At 71.2% G+C, this 19,762-nt stretch carries 18 protein-coding genes and 1 tRNA gene; 13 read left to right on the forward strand and 6 right to left on the reverse strand.

Annotated features, from left to right (window positions below; translation table 11 throughout):
- Positions 1–13: 13 nt before the first annotated feature.
- The 6 genes from ABZ725_RS44055 to ABZ725_RS44080 all read left to right on the forward strand — a co-directional run bounded on the left by ABZ725_RS44055 (position 14) and on the right by ABZ725_RS44080 (position 6,384).
- On the forward strand, positions 14–337 hold the full coding sequence (locus ABZ725_RS44055) for a 2Fe-2S iron-sulfur cluster-binding protein (protein WP_351912147.1): 324 nt from the start codon (positions 14–16) through the stop codon (positions 335–337).
- Complete coding sequence (locus ABZ725_RS44060) at positions 334–1,581, forward strand: FAD-dependent oxidoreductase (protein ID WP_358807988.1); 1,248 nt, start codon at positions 334–336, stop codon at positions 1,579–1,581. Before ABZ725_RS44055 ends, ABZ725_RS44060 begins: the two co-directional genes overlap by 4 nt.
- Entirely contained in the window at positions 1,578–3,047 is a 1,470-nt protein-coding gene (locus tag ABZ725_RS44065; protein ID WP_358807989.1) for an AMP-binding protein, read from the forward strand. The genes ABZ725_RS44060 and ABZ725_RS44065 overlap by 4 nt, the downstream gene beginning before the upstream one ends.
- Positions 3,048–3,144: 97 nt before the next feature.
- Positions 3,145–4,257: an alcohol dehydrogenase catalytic domain-containing protein gene (locus ABZ725_RS44070; protein ID WP_358807990.1), complete on the forward strand. Its 1,113-nt coding sequence runs from the start codon at positions 3,145–3,147 to the stop codon at positions 4,255–4,257.
- Positions 4,258–4,294: 37 nt separating this feature from the next.
- The gene (locus ABZ725_RS44075) at positions 4,295–5,488 is read left to right on the forward strand and encodes an acyl-CoA dehydrogenase family protein (RefSeq protein ID WP_358807991.1); all 1,194 of its coding nucleotides are present in this window, start codon (positions 4,295–4,297) and stop codon (positions 5,486–5,488) included.
- On the forward strand, positions 5,485–6,384 hold the full coding sequence (locus ABZ725_RS44080) for a 3-hydroxybutyryl-CoA dehydrogenase (RefSeq protein ID WP_358807992.1): 900 nt from the start codon (positions 5,485–5,487) through the stop codon (positions 6,382–6,384). Before ABZ725_RS44075 ends, ABZ725_RS44080 begins: the two co-directional genes overlap by 4 nt.
- A 7-nt stretch (positions 6,385–6,391) precedes the next feature.
- On the opposite strand, the gene ABZ725_RS44085 is transcribed toward ABZ725_RS44080, so the two are convergent.
- Together ABZ725_RS44085 and ABZ725_RS44090 are read right to left on the reverse strand one after the other, a co-directional pair.
- Positions 6,392–7,321 carry a carbohydrate kinase family protein gene (locus ABZ725_RS44085; protein ID WP_358808056.1) on the reverse strand — a complete coding sequence of 310 codons (930 nt, stop codon included), beginning with the start codon at positions 7,319–7,321 and terminating at the stop codon, positions 6,392–6,394.
- A 26-nt stretch (positions 7,322–7,347) separates the two neighbouring features.
- Positions 7,348–8,034: a class II aldolase/adducin family protein gene (locus tag ABZ725_RS44090; protein ID WP_351912158.1), complete on the reverse strand. Its 687-nt coding sequence runs from the start codon at positions 8,032–8,034 to the stop codon at positions 7,348–7,350.
- A gap of 58 nt (positions 8,035–8,092) precedes the next feature.
- Here ABZ725_RS44090 and ABZ725_RS44095 point away from each other — a divergent pair, with 58 nt between their 5' ends.
- Both ABZ725_RS44095 and ABZ725_RS44100 read left to right on the forward strand, forming a co-directional pair.
- Positions 8,093–8,743, forward strand: coding sequence for a TetR family transcriptional regulator (locus ABZ725_RS44095; protein WP_358807993.1), 651 nt, complete (start codon positions 8,093–8,095; stop codon positions 8,741–8,743).
- A gap of 89 nt (positions 8,744–8,832) precedes the next feature.
- Positions 8,833–9,192, forward strand: a complete 360-nt coding sequence (locus ABZ725_RS44100) for a hypothetical protein (protein WP_358807994.1) — start codon at positions 8,833–8,835, stop codon at positions 9,190–9,192.
- 759 nt (positions 9,193–9,951) lie between these two features.
- Here ABZ725_RS44100 and ABZ725_RS44105 read toward each other — a convergent pair.
- A complete protein-coding gene (locus ABZ725_RS44105; protein ID WP_358807995.1) occupies positions 9,952–11,391 on the reverse strand; it encodes an amino acid permease in 1,440 nt (479 codons plus the stop codon).
- 286 nt (positions 11,392–11,677) lie between these two features.
- Here ABZ725_RS44105 and ABZ725_RS44110 point away from each other — a divergent pair, with 286 nt between their 5' ends.
- Both ABZ725_RS44110 and ABZ725_RS44115 read left to right on the forward strand, forming a co-directional pair.
- The gene (locus tag ABZ725_RS44110; RefSeq protein ID WP_358807996.1) at positions 11,678–12,412 is read left to right on the forward strand and encodes an FCD domain-containing protein; all 735 of its coding nucleotides are present in this window, start codon (positions 11,678–11,680) and stop codon (positions 12,410–12,412) included.
- A gap of 50 nt (positions 12,413–12,462) precedes the next feature.
- Positions 12,463–13,935 (forward strand): APC family permease, encoded by a 1,473-nt coding sequence (locus ABZ725_RS44115; protein WP_358807997.1) that lies wholly within the window; start codon positions 12,463–12,465, stop codon positions 13,933–13,935.
- 167 nt (positions 13,936–14,102) lie between these two features.
- Here the strand turns inward: ABZ725_RS44115 and ABZ725_RS44120 are convergent.
- Both ABZ725_RS44120 and ABZ725_RS44125 read right to left on the reverse strand, forming a co-directional pair.
- Positions 14,103–14,176: transfer RNA gene (locus tag ABZ725_RS44120), tRNA-Pro, on the reverse strand.
- Positions 14,177–14,220: 44 nt separating this feature from the next.
- Entirely contained in the window at positions 14,221–15,651 is a 1,431-nt protein-coding gene (locus ABZ725_RS44125; protein ID WP_358807998.1) for an MFS transporter, read from the reverse strand.
- Between the two features lie 169 nt (positions 15,652–15,820).
- On the opposite strand from ABZ725_RS44125, the gene ABZ725_RS44130 reads away from it, so the two are divergent.
- Entirely contained in the window at positions 15,821–16,399 is a 579-nt protein-coding gene (locus tag ABZ725_RS44130; RefSeq protein ID WP_358807999.1) for a helix-turn-helix domain-containing protein, read from the forward strand.
- A 9-nt stretch (positions 16,400–16,408) separates the two neighbouring features.
- Here the strand turns inward: ABZ725_RS44130 and ABZ725_RS44135 are convergent, their stop codons facing one another.
- A complete protein-coding gene (locus ABZ725_RS44135) occupies positions 16,409–17,605 on the reverse strand; it encodes a serine hydrolase domain-containing protein (protein ID WP_358808000.1) in 1,197 nt (398 codons plus the stop codon).
- 172 nt (positions 17,606–17,777) lie between these two features.
- On the opposite strand from ABZ725_RS44135, the gene ABZ725_RS44140 reads away from it, so the two are divergent.
- Positions 17,778–18,944 carry an acyl-CoA dehydrogenase family protein gene (locus ABZ725_RS44140; RefSeq protein WP_358808001.1) on the forward strand — a complete coding sequence of 389 codons (1,167 nt, stop codon included), beginning with the start codon at positions 17,778–17,780 and terminating at the stop codon, positions 18,942–18,944.
- Positions 18,944–19,711, forward strand: a complete 768-nt coding sequence (locus ABZ725_RS44145) for an SDR family NAD(P)-dependent oxidoreductase (protein WP_358808002.1) — start codon at positions 18,944–18,946, stop codon at positions 19,709–19,711. Before ABZ725_RS44140 ends, ABZ725_RS44145 begins: the two co-directional genes overlap by 1 nt.
- Positions 19,712–19,762: the final 51 nt, after the last annotated feature.

Below are 19,762 nucleotides of genomic sequence, written 5' to 3' on the forward strand. Positions count from 1 at the left end.
TCGGGAGGACTTCATGCCCACCGTCATCTTCCGGTCGCCCGACGGGACCGAACGCAAGGTCACCGCCGCCTCGGGGACCGTGCTCATGCAGGCGGCCGTCTCGAACGGCGTGCAGGGCATCGTCGCCGAGTGCGGAGGCAACGCCTCCTGCGCCACCTGCCACGTCTACCTCGACCCCGGCCGGTCCGAACTGGCCGGAGCGCCGGGCGACGTCGAGGACGAGATGCTGGACTTCACCGCCGCCGAACGCCGGCCCACCAGTCGGCTGAGCTGCCAGATCCAGCTCTCCGACACCCTCGACGGCCTGGTGGTCCACGTGCCCGAGGAGCAGGTATGACGAGCGACTCCGAAGGCGTGGTCGTGGTGGGCGGCGGACAGGCCGGTTTCAGCGTCGTCTCCACGCTGCGCGCCGCCGGCTACGTCGGCCCGGTGACCCTGTTCGCCGACGAGCCCCATCTGCCGTACCAGCGGCCGCCGTTGTCCAAGAAGGCCCACACCGAGGCCGCCGACCTGAGCGTCTCGCTGGTCCCGGAGTCCTTCTACGCCGAGCGGGACATCGAGCTGCGGCTCGGTGACGACGTCGTCGCCGTGGACCCCGCCGCCCGCACGGTCCGCACCCGCGGCGGCCGGAGCGTGACCTACGCCCACCTCGTGCTGGCGACGGGCGCCCGCAACCGTCCGCTCCCGGTCCCCGGCGCCGACCTGGCCGGCGTCCACGCCCTGCGCTCGCTCGACGACGCGCTGGCCGTCGGCCGGGCCCTGACGACGGCCCGTGACGTGGTCGTGGTCGGCGGCGGCTTCATCGGCCTCGAACTGGCCCAGGTGGCCCGGGCCCACGGCGCACGGGTGACCGTCGTCGAACTCGCCGACCGGCTGCTGAGCCGGGCGCTCTCGGCCGAGGTGGAGCCACATGTGCGGGAGCGCCACGAGCAGGCCGGCGTCCGCATCCGCACCGGGACCTCCGTACTGGCTCTGGAGGGCTCCGGCCGGGTGGAACGGGTCGTCACGTCGGACGCCGTCCTCCCCGCCGACCTCGTCGTCTACGGCATCGGCGCCGCCCCTCGCGACGAGCTGGCGCGGGCGGCCGGACTGGCGGTGGACGACGGTGTCCTGGTCGACGAGCAGCTCCGGTCGGTCTCCGACCCACGAGTCTTCGCCGTCGGCGACTGCGCCCGGCATCCCCATCCGCACGCGGACGGGCCGGTCCGGCTGGAGTCCGTGCAGAACGCCACCGACCAGGGCGCGCTGGTCGGCCGGCGCCTCGCCGGACAGCCGCCCGCCCGGTACGAGAGCCTGCCGTGGTTCTGGAGCGACCAGGGCGCCGTCAAGCTGCAGATCGCCGGACTTCGGGCGCCCTCCGACGACGTACGGCTGTGCGTCGGCGACGTTCCCGAGCGGCTGGCCGCGTACGCCTTCCGCGGTGGTCTGCTGGCGGCGGTGGAGACGCTGAACTGGCCCGCCGAGCACCTGGCCGCGCGCCGCCTGCTGGAGCGGCGGACCCCGGTGTCCGCCGACGACCTGGCGGGAACGACCCTCGGCGCGCTCGCCCGTGCCAGACGCGCGGCGGAGGTGCGGGCATGACGCACACGTTCGGGGCTCATCTGGCCGTCAGCGCGGTCGAGGCCGGGGCGCGGACCGCCCTCGTCTTCGAGGACCGCACCTGGACCTACGCCGAACTGGAGTCGGCGGTCCGGCGGACCGTCGCCCGCCTCGACAAGCACGGGGTGCGCCGGGGCGACTGTGTGGTGATGCAGGGCTCGGCCCGGCCCGAGGCGCTGATCACGCTGTTCGCGGTGACGCGCATGGGCGCCGTGCTCGTTCCCCTGCACCCGCAGGCGGCCGGGGGCGAGCTGGCGGTCGTCTGCGAGGAGACGTCTCCGGTGGCCGTGGTCGCCGACGAGGGGTTCCCGGCGGCGGGGGCGGGACTGCGGCTCGTCTGGGAAGACCTGCACCCCGTGGGGGACGACGGGCCCGAGGCTCCCCTGCCGGCCGCCCCGGACGGGTCCGACGTCGCCGTCGTCGCGTTCACGTCGGGCACCTCCGGGCGTCCCAAGGGCGTCGCGCTGACCCATGACAACCTGTGCCGGAGCCTGGCGGGCGGCCTGGCCGGGATGCCCTTCGGCGAGGACGACACCGCGCTGATCGCCACCCCGCTGGCGCATGTCGCCGTCCTCGGCGGGCTTCCGCAGATCACCTGGGCGCGGCGCGGGACGGTCGTCCTGGCCCCGCGCTTCGACCCGGACCTGTTCGTCGACCTGGTCCGCGACCACCGCGTGACCTGCGCCTTCGCGGTGCCCGCCATGTCCGCCCTGCTGGCCCGCCACCCGCGCTTCGGCAGCGGCGACCTGGACACCCTGCGCTGGATCCTGTCCGGTGGATCGCCGGCCCGGACCGCCGTCCGCGAGCAGTTCCGGGCCCGCGGGATCGGCGTGGTCAACTCCTACGGTCTGACGGAGACCGGCGCGGGCGTCACCTACTCCGCGCCCGACGAGCCGGCCGCCTCCACCGGCTCCCCCGTCCCCGAGGTCGAGCTGATGATCGTGGACGCCGCCGGGTCTCCCGTCCCGGTCGACGTGCCCGGCGAGATCTGGGTGCGCGGACCGTCGGTGGCGTCCGGGTACCGGACCGCCGCCGGGCCGGTGCCGGTGACCGACGCGGAGGGCTGGTTCCACAGCGGCGACCGGGGACGGTTCGACGCAGAGGGCCGGCTCACGGTCGTCGGCCGGCTCAAGGAGACCATCATCACCGGCGGCGAGAACGTCGACCCGGCCGAGGTGGAGAACGCCCTCGCGGACTTCCCCGGCGTGGTCGAGGTCGCGGTGTCCGGAGCGCCGGATCCGGTCTGGGGCGAGATCGTGACCGCCTTCCTGGTCACCGACGCAGCCGCGGACGCCGACGTCCCGACCCTGGACGACGTCCGGGGTCACCTCGACGGCCGGCTCGCCCGGCACAAGTGGCCCCGGCGCCTGTGCGTCGTGCCCGCACTGCCCCGCGGGGCGACCGGAAAGCTCCAGCGGGCGCGCCTCGCGACTCTGCTGGACGACTGACCACAACCGCACAAAACCATCGGAGGCCGCACCGTCACAGGTGCCGTCTCGCCCACCCCTACCCTCACCCTCCCTACCCTCACCCCGAGGAGACGCCATGAGTGCGACCATGCGAGCCGCGCGGATGCACCACGTCGGCGAGCCGATGAAGCTCGAGGAACTCCCGGTTCCCGAGCCCGGCCGCGGCGACGTCCGCGTGGCCGTCCACGCCGTCAACATCGTTCCGAACCTCGCCAACATCCTGAACATGTGGACCACCTGGTTCCCGCACAGCCCGCTGCCCACCCTGCCGGCGATCTTCGGCCTCGACCCGGCCGGTGTGATCGAGGAGGTCGGCGAGGGCGTCGAGGGCTTCGAGGTCGGCGACCGGGTGTACGTCAACCCGGGCCGCTCCTGCGGCTCCTGTCGCTCCTGCCGCGGCGGCGACTCGATCAACTGCGCCAGCTACGCCTTCGCCGGCTACTTCGGCTTCTCCCCGACGGCCCTGGACCTGCTCGACCGCTACCAGGGCGGTCTCGCCGAGTACATGGTGGCCCCGGCGTACAGCCTGGTGAAGCTGCCGGACTCGCTGTCCTTCGAGGCCGCCGCCCGCTTCGGCTACATCGGCACCATGTACTCGGCGCTGCGCAAGGCCGAGGCCGGTCCGGGCAAGACGATCCTCATCAACGGCATCAGCGGCACCCTGGGCATCGCCGCCGCGCTCCTCGCACCCGCCATGGGCCTGACCCATGTGTACGGCACCGGCCGGGACAGGAACCTGCTCGACCAGGTGGGCAAGCTGGCGGGCGGCCGACTGCACCTGCACTCCCTGGACGACGGCCCGCTCGACGAGTGGGTGCGCGAGGAGACCGGCGGCTACGGCGCGGACATCTACATCGACGCGCTCGGCCCCGGCGCCCCGCACGAGACGTTCCGGGCGGGCATGCGGGCGATGGCACGCGGTGGCATCGCCGTCAACATCGGCGCCGTCGCCGGTGATCTGCCGATCGACATCCACCGGATGATGGACCAGCAGCTGCGGCTGATCGGCTCCGCGTGGTTCACCTCCGCCGAGGGCCAGACGATGGCCGACATGGCCGGGGCCGGGCTGCTGGACCTGAGCCCGCTGGAGCACCAGGTGTTCCCGCTGGAGCAGGTCAACCACGCCATCAGCGGCATCGCCGAGCGCAACGGCGGCTTCAGCAACTTCATCATCAGCCCGACGGCCTGACCCCGACCCGTCTTCGACCCCTCTCTGGAGACCGACCATGCACGCACCGCACGCCGGGCGCCCGGCCGACCCCCTCGACCTCCTCGAACTCGACAGCCTGCTCACCCCGGACGAGCGCGCCGTGCGCGACGCGGTGCGCACCTTCTGCGACCGGCGCGTCGACCCGTTCATCGCCGAGTGGTTCGAGCAGGGGGCGATCGAGGACATCCGCGGACTCACCAAGGAGCTCGGCGAACTCGGCCTGCTGGGCATGCACCTGGAAGGGTACGGCTGCGCGGGGATGAGCGCGGTCGACTACGGGCTCGCCTGTCTGGAGCTGGAGGCCAGCGACTCCGGGCTGCGTTCCCTGGTGTCCGTGCAGGGCTCGCTGGCCATGTACGCGATCCACGCCTTCGGCTCCGAGGAGCAGAAGGAGGAGTGGCTGCCGCGGCTGGCCGCCGGCACCGCCATCGGCTGCTTCGGCCTCACCGAGCCCGACTCCGGCTCCGACCCCGGCAGCATGCGCACGGTCGCCCGTCGGGACGGCGGGGGCGACTGGGTCCTGGACGGCCGCAAGATGTGGATCACCAACGGTTCGGTCGCCGACGTGGCCGTGGTCTGGGCCCGCACGGACGACGGCGTCCGCGGCTTCGTCGTCCCCACGGACACCCCCGGTTTCTCGGCGTCGGCCATCAAGCACAAGATGTCGCTGCGGGCGTCGGTGACGAGCGAGCTGGTCCTGGACTCCGTACGGCTGCCGTCGACAGCCGTCCTGCCGGAGGTCCGGGGGCTGCGCGGCCCGCTGTCCTGCCTCAACGAGGCCCGGTACGGCATCGCCTGGGGCGCGATGGGCGCCGCCCGGTCGTCGTTCCGGGCGGCCCTGGCCTACGCCGGCGACCGGGTCCAGTTCGGCCGTCCGATCAGCGGATTCCAGCTGACGCAGGCCAAGTTGACCGACATGTCCCTCGAACTGTCCAAGGGCACGCTGCTGGCGCTGCACCTCGGCCGGATCAAGGACGACCGCGGGCTGCGGCCCGAGCAGGTCAGCTACGGCAAGCTCAACAACACCCGTGCCGCACTGGACATCTGCCGGACCGCGCGCACGATCCTGGGCGCGAACGGCATCTCGCTGGAGTACCCGGTCATCCGGCACGCCAACAACCTGGAGTCGATCCTCACCTACGAGGGCACCGTGGAGATGCACACCCTCGTGATCGGCCAGTCCCTGACGGGGCAGGCGGCCTTCCGGTGACCGACGCGCCACGGCCGACGGCCGACATCCGGCGGGTCGGGGTCGTCGGGTGCGGTCTGATGGGTGCGGGCATCGCCGAGGTCTGCGCCCGCGCCGGGCTGGACGTCGTCGTCCACGAGGTGAGCGCCGGCGCGGCACAGGCCGGCCGAGCCCGGCTCGCCGCCTCGCTCGACCGCGGTGTCCGGCGCGGCAAGCTCTCGGCCGCGGAGCGGGACGAGGCGCTGGCCCACGTCCGGGTCAGCACCGCCCTCACCGATCTGGCGGACCGGGACCTGGTGGTGGAGGCGGCGACGGAGGACGAGAAGGTGAAGGTCGAGCTGTTCGCCGAGCTCGACCGGATCGTCGCCCGGGAGGACGCCCTCCTCGCGTCGAACACCTCCTCCCTCCCCATCATGAGACTGGGCATGGCCACCGCCCGCCCGCACCAGGTGATCGGCGTGCACTTCTTCAACCCGGTGCCGGTGCTGGAGCTCGTGGAGATCGTGCCGTCACTGCTGACGGCACCTCAGACCCAGTCCAGGGCCGAGGACTTCGTCACCCGAGTCCTGGGCAAGCGGGTGATCCGCGCCCAGGACCGGGCCGGTTTCGTGGTCAACGCCCTGCTGGTGCCCTACCTGCTGTCCGCGATCCGGATGCTGGAGTCCGGGCACGCCTCGGCGGAGGACATCGACACCGGCATGGTCCTCGGCTGCGCCCACCCCCTGGGGCCGTTGGGCCTGGCCGACCTGATCGGCCTGGACACCCTGACCGCCATCGCCGAGTCCATGTACGCCGACTTCAAGGATCCGCTGCACGCCCCGCCGCCACTGCTGCTGCGCATGGTGGAGGCGGGGCTGCTCGGCCGGAAGTCCGGCCGCGGCTTCCATGACCACTCCGAGAAACAGGTGATCTCCTGATCTCGACTCAGGTGCGGGACTTCTGCGTTGCGGCGAACTCGTCGGCCGCGGCGAGGTCGAAGTCGCCGTGGTCGCTGCCGAGCCCCTGCGCGACGAGGGCCGCGGCGGCGCTGCCGAGGACGGCGGCGTCGCTCGGCGTCCGGCCCAGGCTCACGCCTCGCAGATAGCCCGCCGAGAACGCGTCGCCGCAGCCGGTGGTGTCGACGACGTCGATGACGAAGGCGGGAACCGGTTCCGCGCCGTCCGCGGTCACCACGAGCGCGCCGTCGCCGCCGCGGGTGACGGCGACGACGCCCGCACCGGCGCCGAGGAGCTTGCGCGCGCCCGTCAGCAGGTCGCTCTCGCCGGTGAAGCCGAGGACCTGGTCCTCGTTGGGCAGCAGATGGTCGATGTGGGGCAGGGCCGCCTCGAGCTGCTCGAAGCTGCCGAGGACACCGGGGGCGAGCAGGTCCACGGAGGTGACGACACCGTGTTCCTTGGCGTACGACAGGATGCGCGTCGCGACGTCGACGCCGATCAGCTCCGGGCCGCCGAGGTGGAGATGGGTGGCCTCGGCGAGGGCGTCCCAGGGGACGTCGTCCAGGCCGTAGGTGATGTTCGCGCCGAGGAGGTGCAGCGAGGGACGGTCGCCGTTGGGCCGGATCGGCAGGACGCTCGCGGAGGTGGCGGTGTCGGTGCGGCGGACGAGGAACTCGGTGTCGATGCCCGCCCGTTGGAGCAGTTGCACGAGCATGTCGCCGGTCGGGTCGGTGCCGATCGCGCCGGCGCTGCGCACCTGGGCGCCCAGTTTGGCGAGGGTGAGGGCGGTGCCGCCGGCGGTTCCGGCGGCGGTCATCCGGATGTCGTCGACGAGCGTCGCGCCCTGGCCCTCGGGTATCTCCTCCACGGGCCGCACCAGTACGTCGAGCACGTGCACGCCCATCGTGAAGACCTTCATCTGCTCCCCCTTCATCGGCTCCCCCTTCATCGGCTTTCCTCCTGCGCGGGTGGTACGGGGTGGGTGGTTCCGTAGTCGCGGGCGATCGCGGCCTCGACGACCGCGAGTTGCTGCCGTTCGTCGAGGGCGCGGGGCCTCCCCATGGCGGCCGCGCGCTGGTAGACGCCGCAGGCCCACTCGAGGAGCAATGCGTGCTCGACGGCCTTGTCGAGGGTCGTCGCGTGGGTGACAGCACCGTGGTTGGCCATCAGGGCGGCGCTGCGGCCGTCGAGCGCGGCGATCACCGACTCGGCGAGTTCGGGGGTGCCGAACGTGGCGTACGGCGCGACGCGCACGGTGCCGCCGAGTGCGAGCAACTGGTAGTGGATGCAGGGCAGTTCGTCGAGCACACAGGAGACGGCGGTGGACATCGGGGCGTGGGTGTGGACGACCGCGCCGGTGCCGTAGCGGCGGTAGACGCCGAGGTGCAGATCCAGTTCCGAGGTCGGCCGCAGCTCCCCGGCCACGATCTTCCCGTCGAGGTCTACCACGGTCACCTGGTCCGGGGTCAGCCGTTCGAGGACCGCTCCGGTCGCGGTGATGGCGACCCGGTCCTCGACCCGGACGCTCACGTTTCCGGCCGTGCCGATGAGGAGGCCCTCGGCCCCCAGGCGCCGACAGGCGTCCGCGACGGCGGTCCGCTCCTGACTCGGCGCCGAGCTTGAGGCGGTCATGGGCGCGAAGGTAGCGTAAACGTGAAACAAAGTCACGTTCAGGTTTGGAGACGTTTCCTTGGCCCAGCCGACCGCAGGCTCCGACGACGGAACCCCCCTGCGCCGCACCCCCCGGCAGGCACGCAGCAAGGCCCGGCTGGCCCTGTTGCTGGAGGCCGCCGAGCGCATCCTGGTCGCCGAGGGCGTCGAGGCGCTCACCACCACGCGGGTCGCGGCCGAGGCGAAGGTGTCGGTCGGCTCGCTGTACCAGTACCTCCCCGACCGGGGCGCGATCATCGACGCCCTGGCGACGGGTTACTTCGCCCGCCTGGAAGCCGTCATGGACGATCTGGTCCGGGCGGCGTCCGAGGAGCGGTGGGACGATCCCGTGGGCGTGCTCGTCGACACGTACGCCCACGTCTACCGCACCGAACACGGCTTTCGCGCCCTGTGGTTCGGCAGCGGGCTGACCGAGCGGACCCGGGCCGCGGACCGCGAGCACAAGCACCGGATGGCCGACGGGATCCGCCGCGTCCTGCTCGCACTGGGCGTCGCCCGCGACGACGAGGCCCTCACGAGGGCCGCCACCGCCGCGATCCTCACCGCCGACGCACTGGCCCAGGAGGCGTTCCGCCGAGCCCCGGAGGGCGACACCGCCCTCCTCGACGAGGCGAAGACGATGCTGCGCGGCTACCTCACCGAGGTCGTCGCCCGCTACGAAGAGCGGTAGGAGCCGTCAGCCGTCCCAGGGGGCGGAAAGTCGCTGGCAGCGGCATCGAACCGGTCGATACGGTCGAAGCCCGACCACCCGAGAAGGCGATGTCCGTGACCGCACCCCGAGCGACGACGACCCTGTGGCGCCCCACCGGCCCCAAGGAGCTGGAGCTGGTGCGCGACCTCGCCTGGCGCGCCTGGCCGCCCCGTCTCCCCGAGCAGCCGATCTTCTACCCGGTCCTCGACGAGGACTACGCCGTCAAGATCGCCCGCGACTGGAACGTCAAACACGACGGCGCCGGCTATGTCACCCGCTTCGAGGTCGACTCGGAGTTCCTGCGCCGCTACCCGGTCCAACAGGCGGGCGGCCGGACGATCCTGGAATTGTGGGTGCCGGCCGAGGAGTTGGACGAGTTCAACTCCCATATCGTGGGCGAGATAACGGTGACCCACGAGTTCCGGTGAATCGAATGGCGAATCTGAGCGCGCGAATCCGAGGAGCGAATCCGAGGGCGCCTTCCCTCGTTCCTGCTTGATCAGCACACTGAATTTGCGATTCCGGATCAGCACCCGCTCGACCTCCTCGCGGATCTCGAACCTGCCTTCCACCTCCGTCGGCGTGATGACATCGAGGACAGGCCCGGTGGGTTTGACTTCGACCAGGGGCGATGACTCTTTCCTGTCGGGACGACAGGATTTGAACCTGCGACCCCTTGCCCCCCATGTCACAGCTCTGCCGCCGCCACCCACGGCGCGCTCACCGGCGGCACCCTCTACGCCTTCGCCACCGGTACCGCCCAGGCCCTCGCCGCCATCCACGTGTCCTGGACCCACCGGCGCTGCGGCGCCATCAAAGCGGCCTACGGGGCCATGAACGCCGGCAAGAAGCTGCCGGGCAACCTGCGGTCGATCGCCGACGCGCTACGGCCCGCCTATCGCGCGACCCTCACGGCCAGACCTTCTTCACGAGCGGGGCGAGGTCCCTGTTGGAGCGCAGTTCGGCGGCGGTCTGCTTGGCATGGGGCCACGAGCAAGGCTGCCCGGGGAGAGGGGTGAGCGCCGTCGCAGCGCGTTCTCGCTCGGCGTTGCTCGCTCCAGTTGGAAATCCAGCGCAAACTGCCTGGCTGTGCCGTCGCACAGCCAGGCAGTGCCGTTCCCGTCGAGCCATGGCCGGGGAGGCTCAAGCCACCACCGCGGCGGGGCGGCAGCGGGTGCTCCTTCCCCCTAGGCCGCCGTGACGCGGTCCGGCGTGTGTGTCCCGTTCCGGGTGGCCCGGCGCTGGCGGACCACAGCGAAGGCCACCACGGCCAAGGCCACCAAGGTGGACAGGACGACCTGGTCGCGGCCCCCGCCGTCGGCCGTGTCGGTGAGCATGTAGCCCAGGACGAAGGTGATGAGGGCGATGGTGGCCCAGGTCAGGTAGGGGTAGAGCCACATCCGGACGACCAGCTTCTCCGGCGATTCCCGCTCGATGATCTTGCGCATCCGCAGCTGGGAGAAGCAGATCACCAGCCAGACGAACAGGGCGATCGCGCCGGAGGAGTTGAGCAGGAACTGGAAGACGGTGTCCGGCCACAGGTAGTTGAAGGCGACCGCGACGAAGCCGAAGACCACCGAGGCGAGGATGGCCGAACGCGGGACGCCACGGTCCGTCGTCCGACCGAACGCGGCCGGGGCGTCGCTGCGGCGGCCGAGGGAGAAGGCCATGCGCGAGGCCGTGTACAGGCCGGAGTTGAGGCAGGAGAGCACCGAGGTCAGCACGATGGCGTTCATGATCTGGCCGGCGTGCGGGATGCCGACGGAGCTGAGGGCGGAGACGTACGAGCCGTCCTTGAGGATCGCCGGGTCGTCCCAGCGCACCAGCGACACCACGATCAGGATCGAGCCCAGGTAGAACACCGCGATCCGCCAGATCACGCTGTTGGTGGCCTTGGTGACGGCGGCCCGCGGGTTCGCGGTCTCGCCCGCCGCCAGCGTGACGATCTCGCTGCCCATGAAGGAGAAGACGACCATCAGGACGCCGGTGAGGATCGCTCCGGGACCGTTGGGCAGGAATCCGCCGTGCGCGGTGAGGTTGGAGAAGCCGGACGCCGGGTGGTCCGAGCCGGGCAGCAGGCCGAAGATGGCGAGACCGCCGACCACGATGAACGCGGCGATCGCGACGACCTTGATGCCGGCGAACCAGAACTCGAACTCGCCGTAGGAGCTGACCGAGGCCAGGTTGGTGGCGGTGAGGACGATCATGACGATCAGGGCCCAGCCCCACTGCGGGACCGCCGGTATCCAGCCGGCCAGGATCTTGGCCCCGGCGGTCGCCTCGACGGCGAGCACCACGACCCAGAAGAACCAGTACAGCCAGCCGATGGTGAAGCCAGCCCACCGGCCCAGCGCGCGGTCGGCGTAGGCGGAGAACGAGCCGGAGGTGGGGTTGGCCGCGGCCATCTCACCGAGCATGCGCATCACGAGAACGACCAGGACGCCGACGAGGGCGTACGAGATCAGGATGCCGGGGCCGGCGGCGGCGATGCCGGAGCCGGAGCCGACGAACAGGCCGGCGCCGATGACACCGCCGATCGCGATCATCGACAGATGGCGGCTCTTCAGTCCGGCCTGCAGGCCGGACTGGGGCTCCGTGGGAGGGCTTTTGGGGACGGTTGTGGTCATCTCGACATCCATGGAGGGAGTGCGGACCAGGGCCCCTGGAAATTAGTTCAGTACGATCTAAAAGAACAAGACTTGTTTAACTGTTCACCCTGCTCTATTTTTCGTGCAGCGCGCACGGCGCCTTCCGTCCCCCGTGGATGCCGCCGTGTCACCCCGTGTCGTCCCCGTATTCCGGTCCCCTGGGGAGCCCCCATGCACCACACCGCGGCATGGTCGCGAGAACCCTCCGTGCTGAGGCCGTCGCCGTGGGCCCTGCCCGCGCTCGACAGGCCGTTAGGGTGGCGTCGTGGTGAATGCAGCGGGCAAGTTCGGTCCCTACAACCAGCCGGTGCCCGCGCGGTCCGCGCCGGTCGGCGGGGCATGGGACACCCGCGTCCTGGCCGGCCGGGGCCCCACGGGAGCGGAGCTCGTCCGGTCCAGGATCGCCCTGCGGGTGCGTCTGAGGTCCGTGGCGCCGGGAGACCGGTTGCCGGACGCGGGCGTCCTCGCCGAGGAGCTGGGGATCAGTGAGATCACCGTGCGCCGCGCGCTGGAGGCCATGTGCCAGGACGGCCTGCTCGACCGCCGTCGGGGCCGGGCGGGCGGGACCTTCGTCGCCGCCGACTGGGACGCGATCGTCGCCGTACTGCACGACGCCGACGAGGCGGCCTCGCTGGACTCCTTCCATCTGCTGCTCGAATGCGGTCTCGTGGCGCACAGCACCGGCGAGATACCGGACGGACGGCTCGACGGACTGCGGGCACTGGTCGAGGAGATGGACCAGGCCGACGATCCGGCCCGGCTGCTCGAACTGGAGACCCGCTTCCACCTTGACCTCGCCGAGGCCCTCGGCGGCGCCGGAATCCGTGAGTTCGCGGCCGACCTGCTCGGCCGGCAGTGCCTGCTGGGACCCGCGCCGGACCCCGCGGTCGTCCAAGCCCGCAACCGCTGCCACGCCGACCTGCTCGACGAACTCACCCGCGGCGCGATGGACCCGGCGGTACACGCGGTGAAGGCACACCGGCACGCCGGCCTGCACTGATCTCTCCCCTCCCTTCCCTGTGTCGCCACCCCGCAGAAGGAGCTGTCGCCATGCCGGACCCCGGAGCTGTCGGCCCGTCGTCGACGTCGGGCCCCGTCGCCGACGCGCCCCAGCGGCTGCGCGGCGGCGTCCTCGGCATGGCGGACATCGCCGCCGCCACGATGGCCAACGTCGGCCCGGCGATGAGCTTCTTCTTCGGCTTCGCCTTCCTCACCACCACCGCGGGGGTCGCGTCCCCGCTGACCATCGTGGCGGCGGGGGTGGCGGTCGCGCTGCTCGGCAACACGCTGGCCGAGTTCTCCCGGGCGCACCCCTCGGCGGGCAGCTTCACCACCTTCGTCGGCCGGACGTTCGGGCCGGTCAGCGCGGTGACCACGGCCCTGCTGGCCGGACTCGGCTACATCATCGCGATGGCCTCGGTGATCGCGATCTCGGGCGGCTTCGTACAGATCACCCTGCACCACTACACGGGCGTCGACCTGCCGTGGATCATCTGGACACTGCTGCTGACCGGGGTGTCGGTGGTGCTGATGCTGCGCGGGATCGTGGTCTCCACCAAGTGGGCCGGCTACTTCTTCGGCGTGGAGATGCTGGTGCTCGTCGTGGTCTCGGTCGCGGCCATCGTCGAGCACCGCGGCGACCTCTCCGCCGCCCCGTTCCAGCCCGACCACCTCACCCACGGCCTCAAAGGGCTGGCGGCCGGCTTCCCCCTCGCGGTGTACCTGTTCATCGGCTGGGAGAACTCGGCGGCACTCGCAGAGGAGACGGAGAACCCACGGCGCAACGTCGGCCGCGCCGTGTTCTCCTCAGTCGCGATCATGACGGTGAGCTACATACTCTTCTCCTACGCCACGGTGACCGGCTTCGGCTACGACGTGGAGCGGCTCGGCGCCTCCCGGATCCCCTTCATCGACGTCGCCCACCACACGCTCGGCGCGCTGGCGCTCCTCGCCTACATCGGCGGCCTGACCTCCACCCTGGGCGTACTGATCGCGGGCATCAACTCCCAGGCCCGCCTGGTGTTCAACGCCGGACGCGAGGGACTGCTGCCGTCCTTCTTCGGCTACGTCCACCCCACCCGTCGTACGCCGAACAATGCGATCGTCACCTTCGCCGCCACCGCGCTGCTGATCATCGGAGGCTGGGGCCTGGGCCATCTGCTCGGGTCCGACGGCGGTTCGATGAACCCCGTGGTCTTCTTCACCGAGTCCTCCAGCCTGGGCGCCATCCTGATCCTGCTGGTCTACCTCGCGTCCAACATCGCCCTGCCGCTGTACTACCGCAGATACCGCCCACAGGAGTTCCGGACCGTCCGGCACCTCGTGCTGCCCGCGATCGGCACCCTCGCCATCCTGGTTCCGCTCTACTACCTCGCCAAGCCCGGCCAGCCCGCCCCGTACAGCTGGTTCCCGTATGCGGCGCTGGCCACCCTGGTCGCGGCCGTCGGCTACGCGACCCTCCTGGTGCGCCGTGACCCCGGCCTGGCCGGACGGGTGGGCTCGGTCGTCGCCGACGCGGAGTGAACCGAATTCGTACTCGTTCACGCTGACGAGATTGTGCGCGACACCGGCAGACCGCGCGCAGGAAACGCCCGCGTGGGATCACAGCCGCCGGTGCGGCATTCCCAAAAATGATCAAAGGGCGGTCTCGGATTCCTCCGAAACCGCCCCTGACCTGCGACTCGTTCGAGTCGGGACGACAGGATTTGAACCTGCGACCCCTTGACCCCCAGTCAAGTGCGCTACCAAGCTGCGCCACGTCCCGCGATGTCTCCGCGGCGGGGAGCTGCGGGAACACGCAGGTGAACCTTACCGTACGGGGGTGGGCGCCGCGGTCGGCGTCCCGTGTGCGGCCGGCTGCGAGGGGCGGCCCGCGCGGCGGACCGGAACCAGCAGGGCGGCGAGCGCGGCGCCCAGGCAGAGCACGGCCAGCAGCGTGAAGCCGTGGGTGTAGCCGGAGTCGTACGGCAGGCCCGACGGCTGGAGGCGGCCGGTGACCAGGACGCTGGTGACGGCCGCGCCGATGGAGCCGCCGATGGTGCGGATGTTGGCGTTCATCCCGGTGGCGGCGCCGGTCTGTCCGGCGGGGACGCTGCCGACGATCAGGTTGGCCATCGAGGCGAAGGCAAGACCTATGCCGAGGCCGAACACGCCCGCCACGAAGGCGACCTGCCACTGCTCGTCGTGCCAGAGCGCGAGGAAGCCCAGGGCGAGCGCGCCGAGTGCGGCGCCGGTCGTCAGCAGCGCCTTCGCGCCGACGCGGGGTTCGAGCCGTCCGCTGAGCACGCCCGAGACGAACATCGCGACCAGCATCGGCAGCATGAGGAGCCCGGAGGCGGTGACGCTCGCGCCGAAGCCGTAGCCGGCCGTGCTCGGGGTCTGGACGAAGCCCGGCAGGAAGGACCAGATCGCGTACATGCCCGCGCCGAAGAGCAGCGCGGCGAGGTTCGTGGTCCACACGGCCGGCAGTCTCATGATGCTCAGGTCGATCAGCGGGTTGCGCGAGCGGGCCTCGAAGGTCAGCCACAGCGCGAAGAGGGCCACCGCCACGGCGAACAGTCCGATCACGCGGGCCGAGCCCCAACCCCAGCTGCCCGCCTGGCTGAGCGGCAGCAGCAGGGCGACCAGCCAGCCCGACAGAAGCACCGCGCCGAGCCAACTGACCTTGCCCTCGGCCCGGTTGGGCGACTCGGGCACATAGCGCAGGGCGATCAGGGCGGCGGCGGCCACGATGCCGACGGGGATCCAGAACAGCCAGCGGTAGTCGAGCGCGGAGACGATCGGTCCGGCCGCGACCATGCCGACCCCGCCGCCGGCCGCGATCACGGCGGACAGGTTGCTGATGCTGCCGGGCACCTGGGACGGGGCGAACTCGTCCCGGATGATGCCGAAGGAGAGCGGGAACAGGGCGCCGCCGATGCCCTGGATCACCCGGGCCACGATCAGGACGCCGATGTTCGGCGCGAGCGCGGCGAGCAGACAGCCCGCCAGGACGGCCAGGAGGACCGCGACGAGGGTGCGTTTCTTGCCGATCAGGTCGCCGACCCGGCCCAGGATCGGCGTGAAGACGGACGCGGACAGCAGGTAGGCGGTCATCACCCAGGTCGCGGTGGACTGCGAGGTGTGCAGGGCGTGCTGGACGGTGGGCAGAGCCGGTGCTATCAGCGACTGGAGCATGGAGAACACGCCCGCACCGGTCGCGAGGACCGCGAACGTGAGGCGCGTGGACTTGCGGGGCATGAGAAGCCTCTCGGAAACCCGGAAACCCGGAAACCGGAAAAAAGGATGAAAGGGCGAAAGGAGGCATGGGGGGAGGGCGCACGGGGCCTTCGACTGTTAAAGTGGAGGCACCCCTCCACTGTAGCGGAGGCACCCCTCCGGTTCAACCGAGTCCGCCCAGGAGGCAGCAGTGACGGCCCAGCCGTTCCCCGTCGGCGAGATCGTCGCCGCCCAGCGCCCGCACCGTAAGGACGCCGCCCGCAACTACGACGCCCTGCTGGACGCCGCGCGCGAGGCGTTCGCCGAGAACGGCTCGGAGGCCTCGCTGGAGGACATCGCCCGCCGGGCCGGCGTCGGCATCGGCACGCTCTACCGGAACTTCCCGACCCGTCGGGCCCTGTTCGAGAGCGTCTACGCGGACGAGGTCAACGCGCTGTGCCAGGCGGCTCTCGAACTCGGCGACCTGCCCCCGTGGGAGGCGCTGACGGCCTGGTTGGGGCGGTTCACGGGCTACATGGTGACCAAGCGGGCCGTGCGCGAGGCGCTGGAGGACGAGTCGGAGATCTTCGGGGCCTGCCGCGAGTCGATGTACGCGGCGGGCGGACCGCTGTTCGAGCGGGCCCAGGACGCCGGCGCGGCCCGCAAGGACATGGACTTCGGCGATCTGCTGCGGCTGGTCGCCGGCATCACCGCGACGACGTTCACCGACGACGCCCAGCGCGACCGCGTCCTGGCCATCGCCCTGGACGGGGTGCGCGCCGGGCGCTGAGACGGTCGCTCAGTCCGCCAGCGGGTACTCGGGGGCCAGCAGATCCGCGATCCGCTCGGTGATCGTCTGGGCGTTGTTGCCGCTGGGAGCGTCCGGGCCGACGGTCGTCGACACGGCGATGGACAGCCGCTCGTGCGGCTCGTACGCCATCACGGCCGCGTAGCCGAAGAAGGACGGGTTCTGCACCACCCAGCCGTTCTTGACGACGACGCCGACGCCGAAGTGGAAGTCCTCGGTCATCGGCAGACAGACGGTGGCCGGACAGGTGTCCGTCGGCTGCCCGAGACCGACCGTGCCCGGGTCGAGCTGGGTGCGGTGGGCGCGCCTGGAGAGCAGTTCGCCCGCGCCGACGCCCTGCCCGGAGCGGGCGAGGTCGCAGATGTCCTGGGTGAGGATCGCGCCGGGGGCGGTGGTCCAGGACGGGTTGAAGTAGGTCGACTCCTCGTAGGTGCCGCGCTCCTCGTCATAGGCGTGCAGGACGGGACGCGGGATGACCGCGGTGTCGTTGTTGCGGGTGTTGCGCAGGTCGAGCGGCTTCAGGATCCGCTCCTCGAGCAGCCGCTCCAGCGGGGTGTCGGTGATCTTCTCCAGGGCCTGGCCGAGGAGGACGAAGTTGGCGTGCGAGTAGCTCCAGTTGGTGCCGGGCTCGTACCACAGGGGGTGGCTCAACGAGATCCCGACGACCTCCTCGGGCGTCCAGTGCTGCCACGGGTCGGCGTAGAGCCGCTCCAGGAAGACCGGGTCGGTGACGTAGTCGTGCAGGCCCGAGGTGGAGTCGCCGAGCATGCGCAGGGTGATCTCGTCGCCGTGCGGCAGGTCGGGCAGCCAGCGCGAGACCGGGTCGTCGAGGCGGACCTTGTGCTCGTCGACGAGCTGGAGCAGCACGGTGCCCATGAAGGCGATGCCGACCGAGCCGGTGCGGAAGTGCATCGCGGGGGTGGCCGGCACGTCCGTCATGGACTCACCGACCGCGCCGGTGACGAGTTCACGTCCGTCGACCGTGACCTTGACCAGGGCGGCCTTGAGATCGAGGTCCTGCTGCGCCTGGCGGACGATGTCCATGACCTGCCGCGCCCGGCCCTCGGGGTTGCGGGTGGCGGTGCACGCCTGGTCGTGGCGTTCGGGGGCGGCCGCGGCGACCGCCGTCTGAAGAGTCGAGGCGAGGAGAGCGGCGGCGCACAGGACCGCCGTACGGGTACGCGTCATATGCGCACTATGGGCTGATCTTCACACCGGCTCCGACGCCAACACTCCGGACAGCGCGGCCCCGGACCCGTACGGAGGAGTTGACAGCCACTTTGGTCTGACCTTTGATATGTTTCACAATTCGCGCTGTGTTCGGCCGCATCCGGCCGTCCGCCAGAGGGGTGTCCCCGCCGTGGACTTCGAGCTGACCGAGGACCAGAACACGATCCGCAAGGCCGTCGCCGGGCTGCTCAAGGACTTCGACGACCGGTACTGGATGGAGAAGGACCAGGCCCACGCGTTTCCCGAGGAGTTCTACGCCGCCGTCGCGGACGGCGGGTGGCTGGGCGTCACGATCCCGGAGGCGTACGGCGGCCATGGCCTGGGCATCACCGAGGCCTCCCTGCTGCTGGAGGAGGTCGCGCGCTCCGGCGGCGGGATGAACGCCGCCAGCGCGATCCATATGTCGATCTTCGGCATGCATCCGGTGGTGGTGCACGGCTCCGAGGAGCTGAAGCGGCGCACCCTGCCGCGCATCGCCTCCGGCGACCTGCATGTGTGCTTCGGGGTGACCGAGCCCGGCGCGGGACTCGACACCACGAGCATCACGACGTACGCGCGCCGCGACGGCGACCACTACGTGGTCGGCGGGCGCAAGGTGTGGATCTCCAAGGCGATGGAGTCGGAGAAGATCCTGCTGCTGACCCGGACGTCGAGGCTCGACGAGGTGGAAAAGCGCACCGACGGCATGACGCTGTTCCTCACCGACCTGGACCGCGACCGCGTCGACGTCCGGCCCATCCCGAAGATGGGCCGCAACGCCGTCACCTCCAACGAGCTGTTCATCGACGACCTGCGGATCCCCGTCGAGGACCGGGTCGGCGAGGAGGGGCAGGGGTTCCGGTATCTGCTCGACGGGCTCAACCCGGAGCGCATGCTGATCGCCGCGGAGGCGCTCGGCATCGGGCGCGTCGCACTGGAGCGGGCCGTGCGGTACGGCCGCGAACGGGTCGTCTTCGGGCGGCCGATCGGGATGAACCAGGGCGTGCAGTTCCCGCTCGCCGACGCCCTCGCCCGGCTGGACGCGGCCGAGCTGGTGCTGCGCAAGGCGACCTGGCTGTACGACAACGGGCGGCCCTGCGGGCGGGAGGCGAACACCGCCAAGTACCTGTGCGCGGACGCCGGGTTCGAGGCCGCCGACCGGGCGCTGCAGACCCACGGCGGCATGGGCTACTCCGAGGAGTACCCGGTGGCCCGCTTCTTCCGCGAGGCGCGACTCCTGCGGATCGCGCCGATCAGTCAGGAAATGATCCTGAACTACCTGGGATCGCACACACTGGGACTTCCGAGGAGCTACTGATGACCGGTCGATCGCATCTGTTCGATCTCACGGGGCGCTCCGCGCTGGTCACCGGCGCCGCCGGCGGCATCGGCGCGGCCGTCGCCGAGGCCCTCGCCCAGGCGGGCGCTGCGGTGCTGGTGACCGACGTGGACGAGGCGGCCGCGGCGGCCGTCGCCGGGAAGCTGTCCGGGGCCGGGCACACGGCGGACAGCGCCGCGCTCGACGTGACGGACCGGGCGGCGGCCGACGCGGCGGCGGCCCGGGCGGCCGCGCTCACGGGCGGGACGCTGCACATCCTCGTCAACAACGCCGGAGTCACCGCCCCGGCCATGTTCGAGAAGCTGACGGAGGACGCCTTCCGCCGGATCCTCGACGTCCATGTCCTCGGCGCCTACCACTGCGCACAGGCGGCGCTGCCGCACCTGCCCGAGGACGGGCGGGGACGGATCATCAACGTGACGTCCTCCGCCGGCCTGGTCGGCACGCTGGGCCAGGTGAACTACTCCGCCGCCAAGGCCGGGATCATCGGTCTGACCAAGTCCCTGGCCCGCGAACTCGCGCGCAGAAACATCCTGGTAAACGCTCTCGCGCCGCTTGCCGCGACCCCGATGACCGAGACCATCCGCACGAACGAGAAGTTCGCGCCCCAGATGCTGGCCCGTATTCCGCTCGGGCGGTGGGCCGAGCCGGAAGAGGTCGCGGGCGCGTTCGTGTTCCTCGCGTCCGACGCGGCGTCCTTCGTCACCGGGCAGGTGCTGCCGGTGGACGGGGGAACCGTCATGTGACATCCGCCGTCGCCTCTGTGTTGAATGGTCCGACCGAAAACGAACCGAAAC

It is taken from the genome of Streptomyces sp. NPDC006872 (genome assembly GCF_040635845.1).
Taxonomy (GTDB): Bacteria; Actinomycetota; Actinomycetes; order Streptomycetales; family Streptomycetaceae; genus Streptomyces.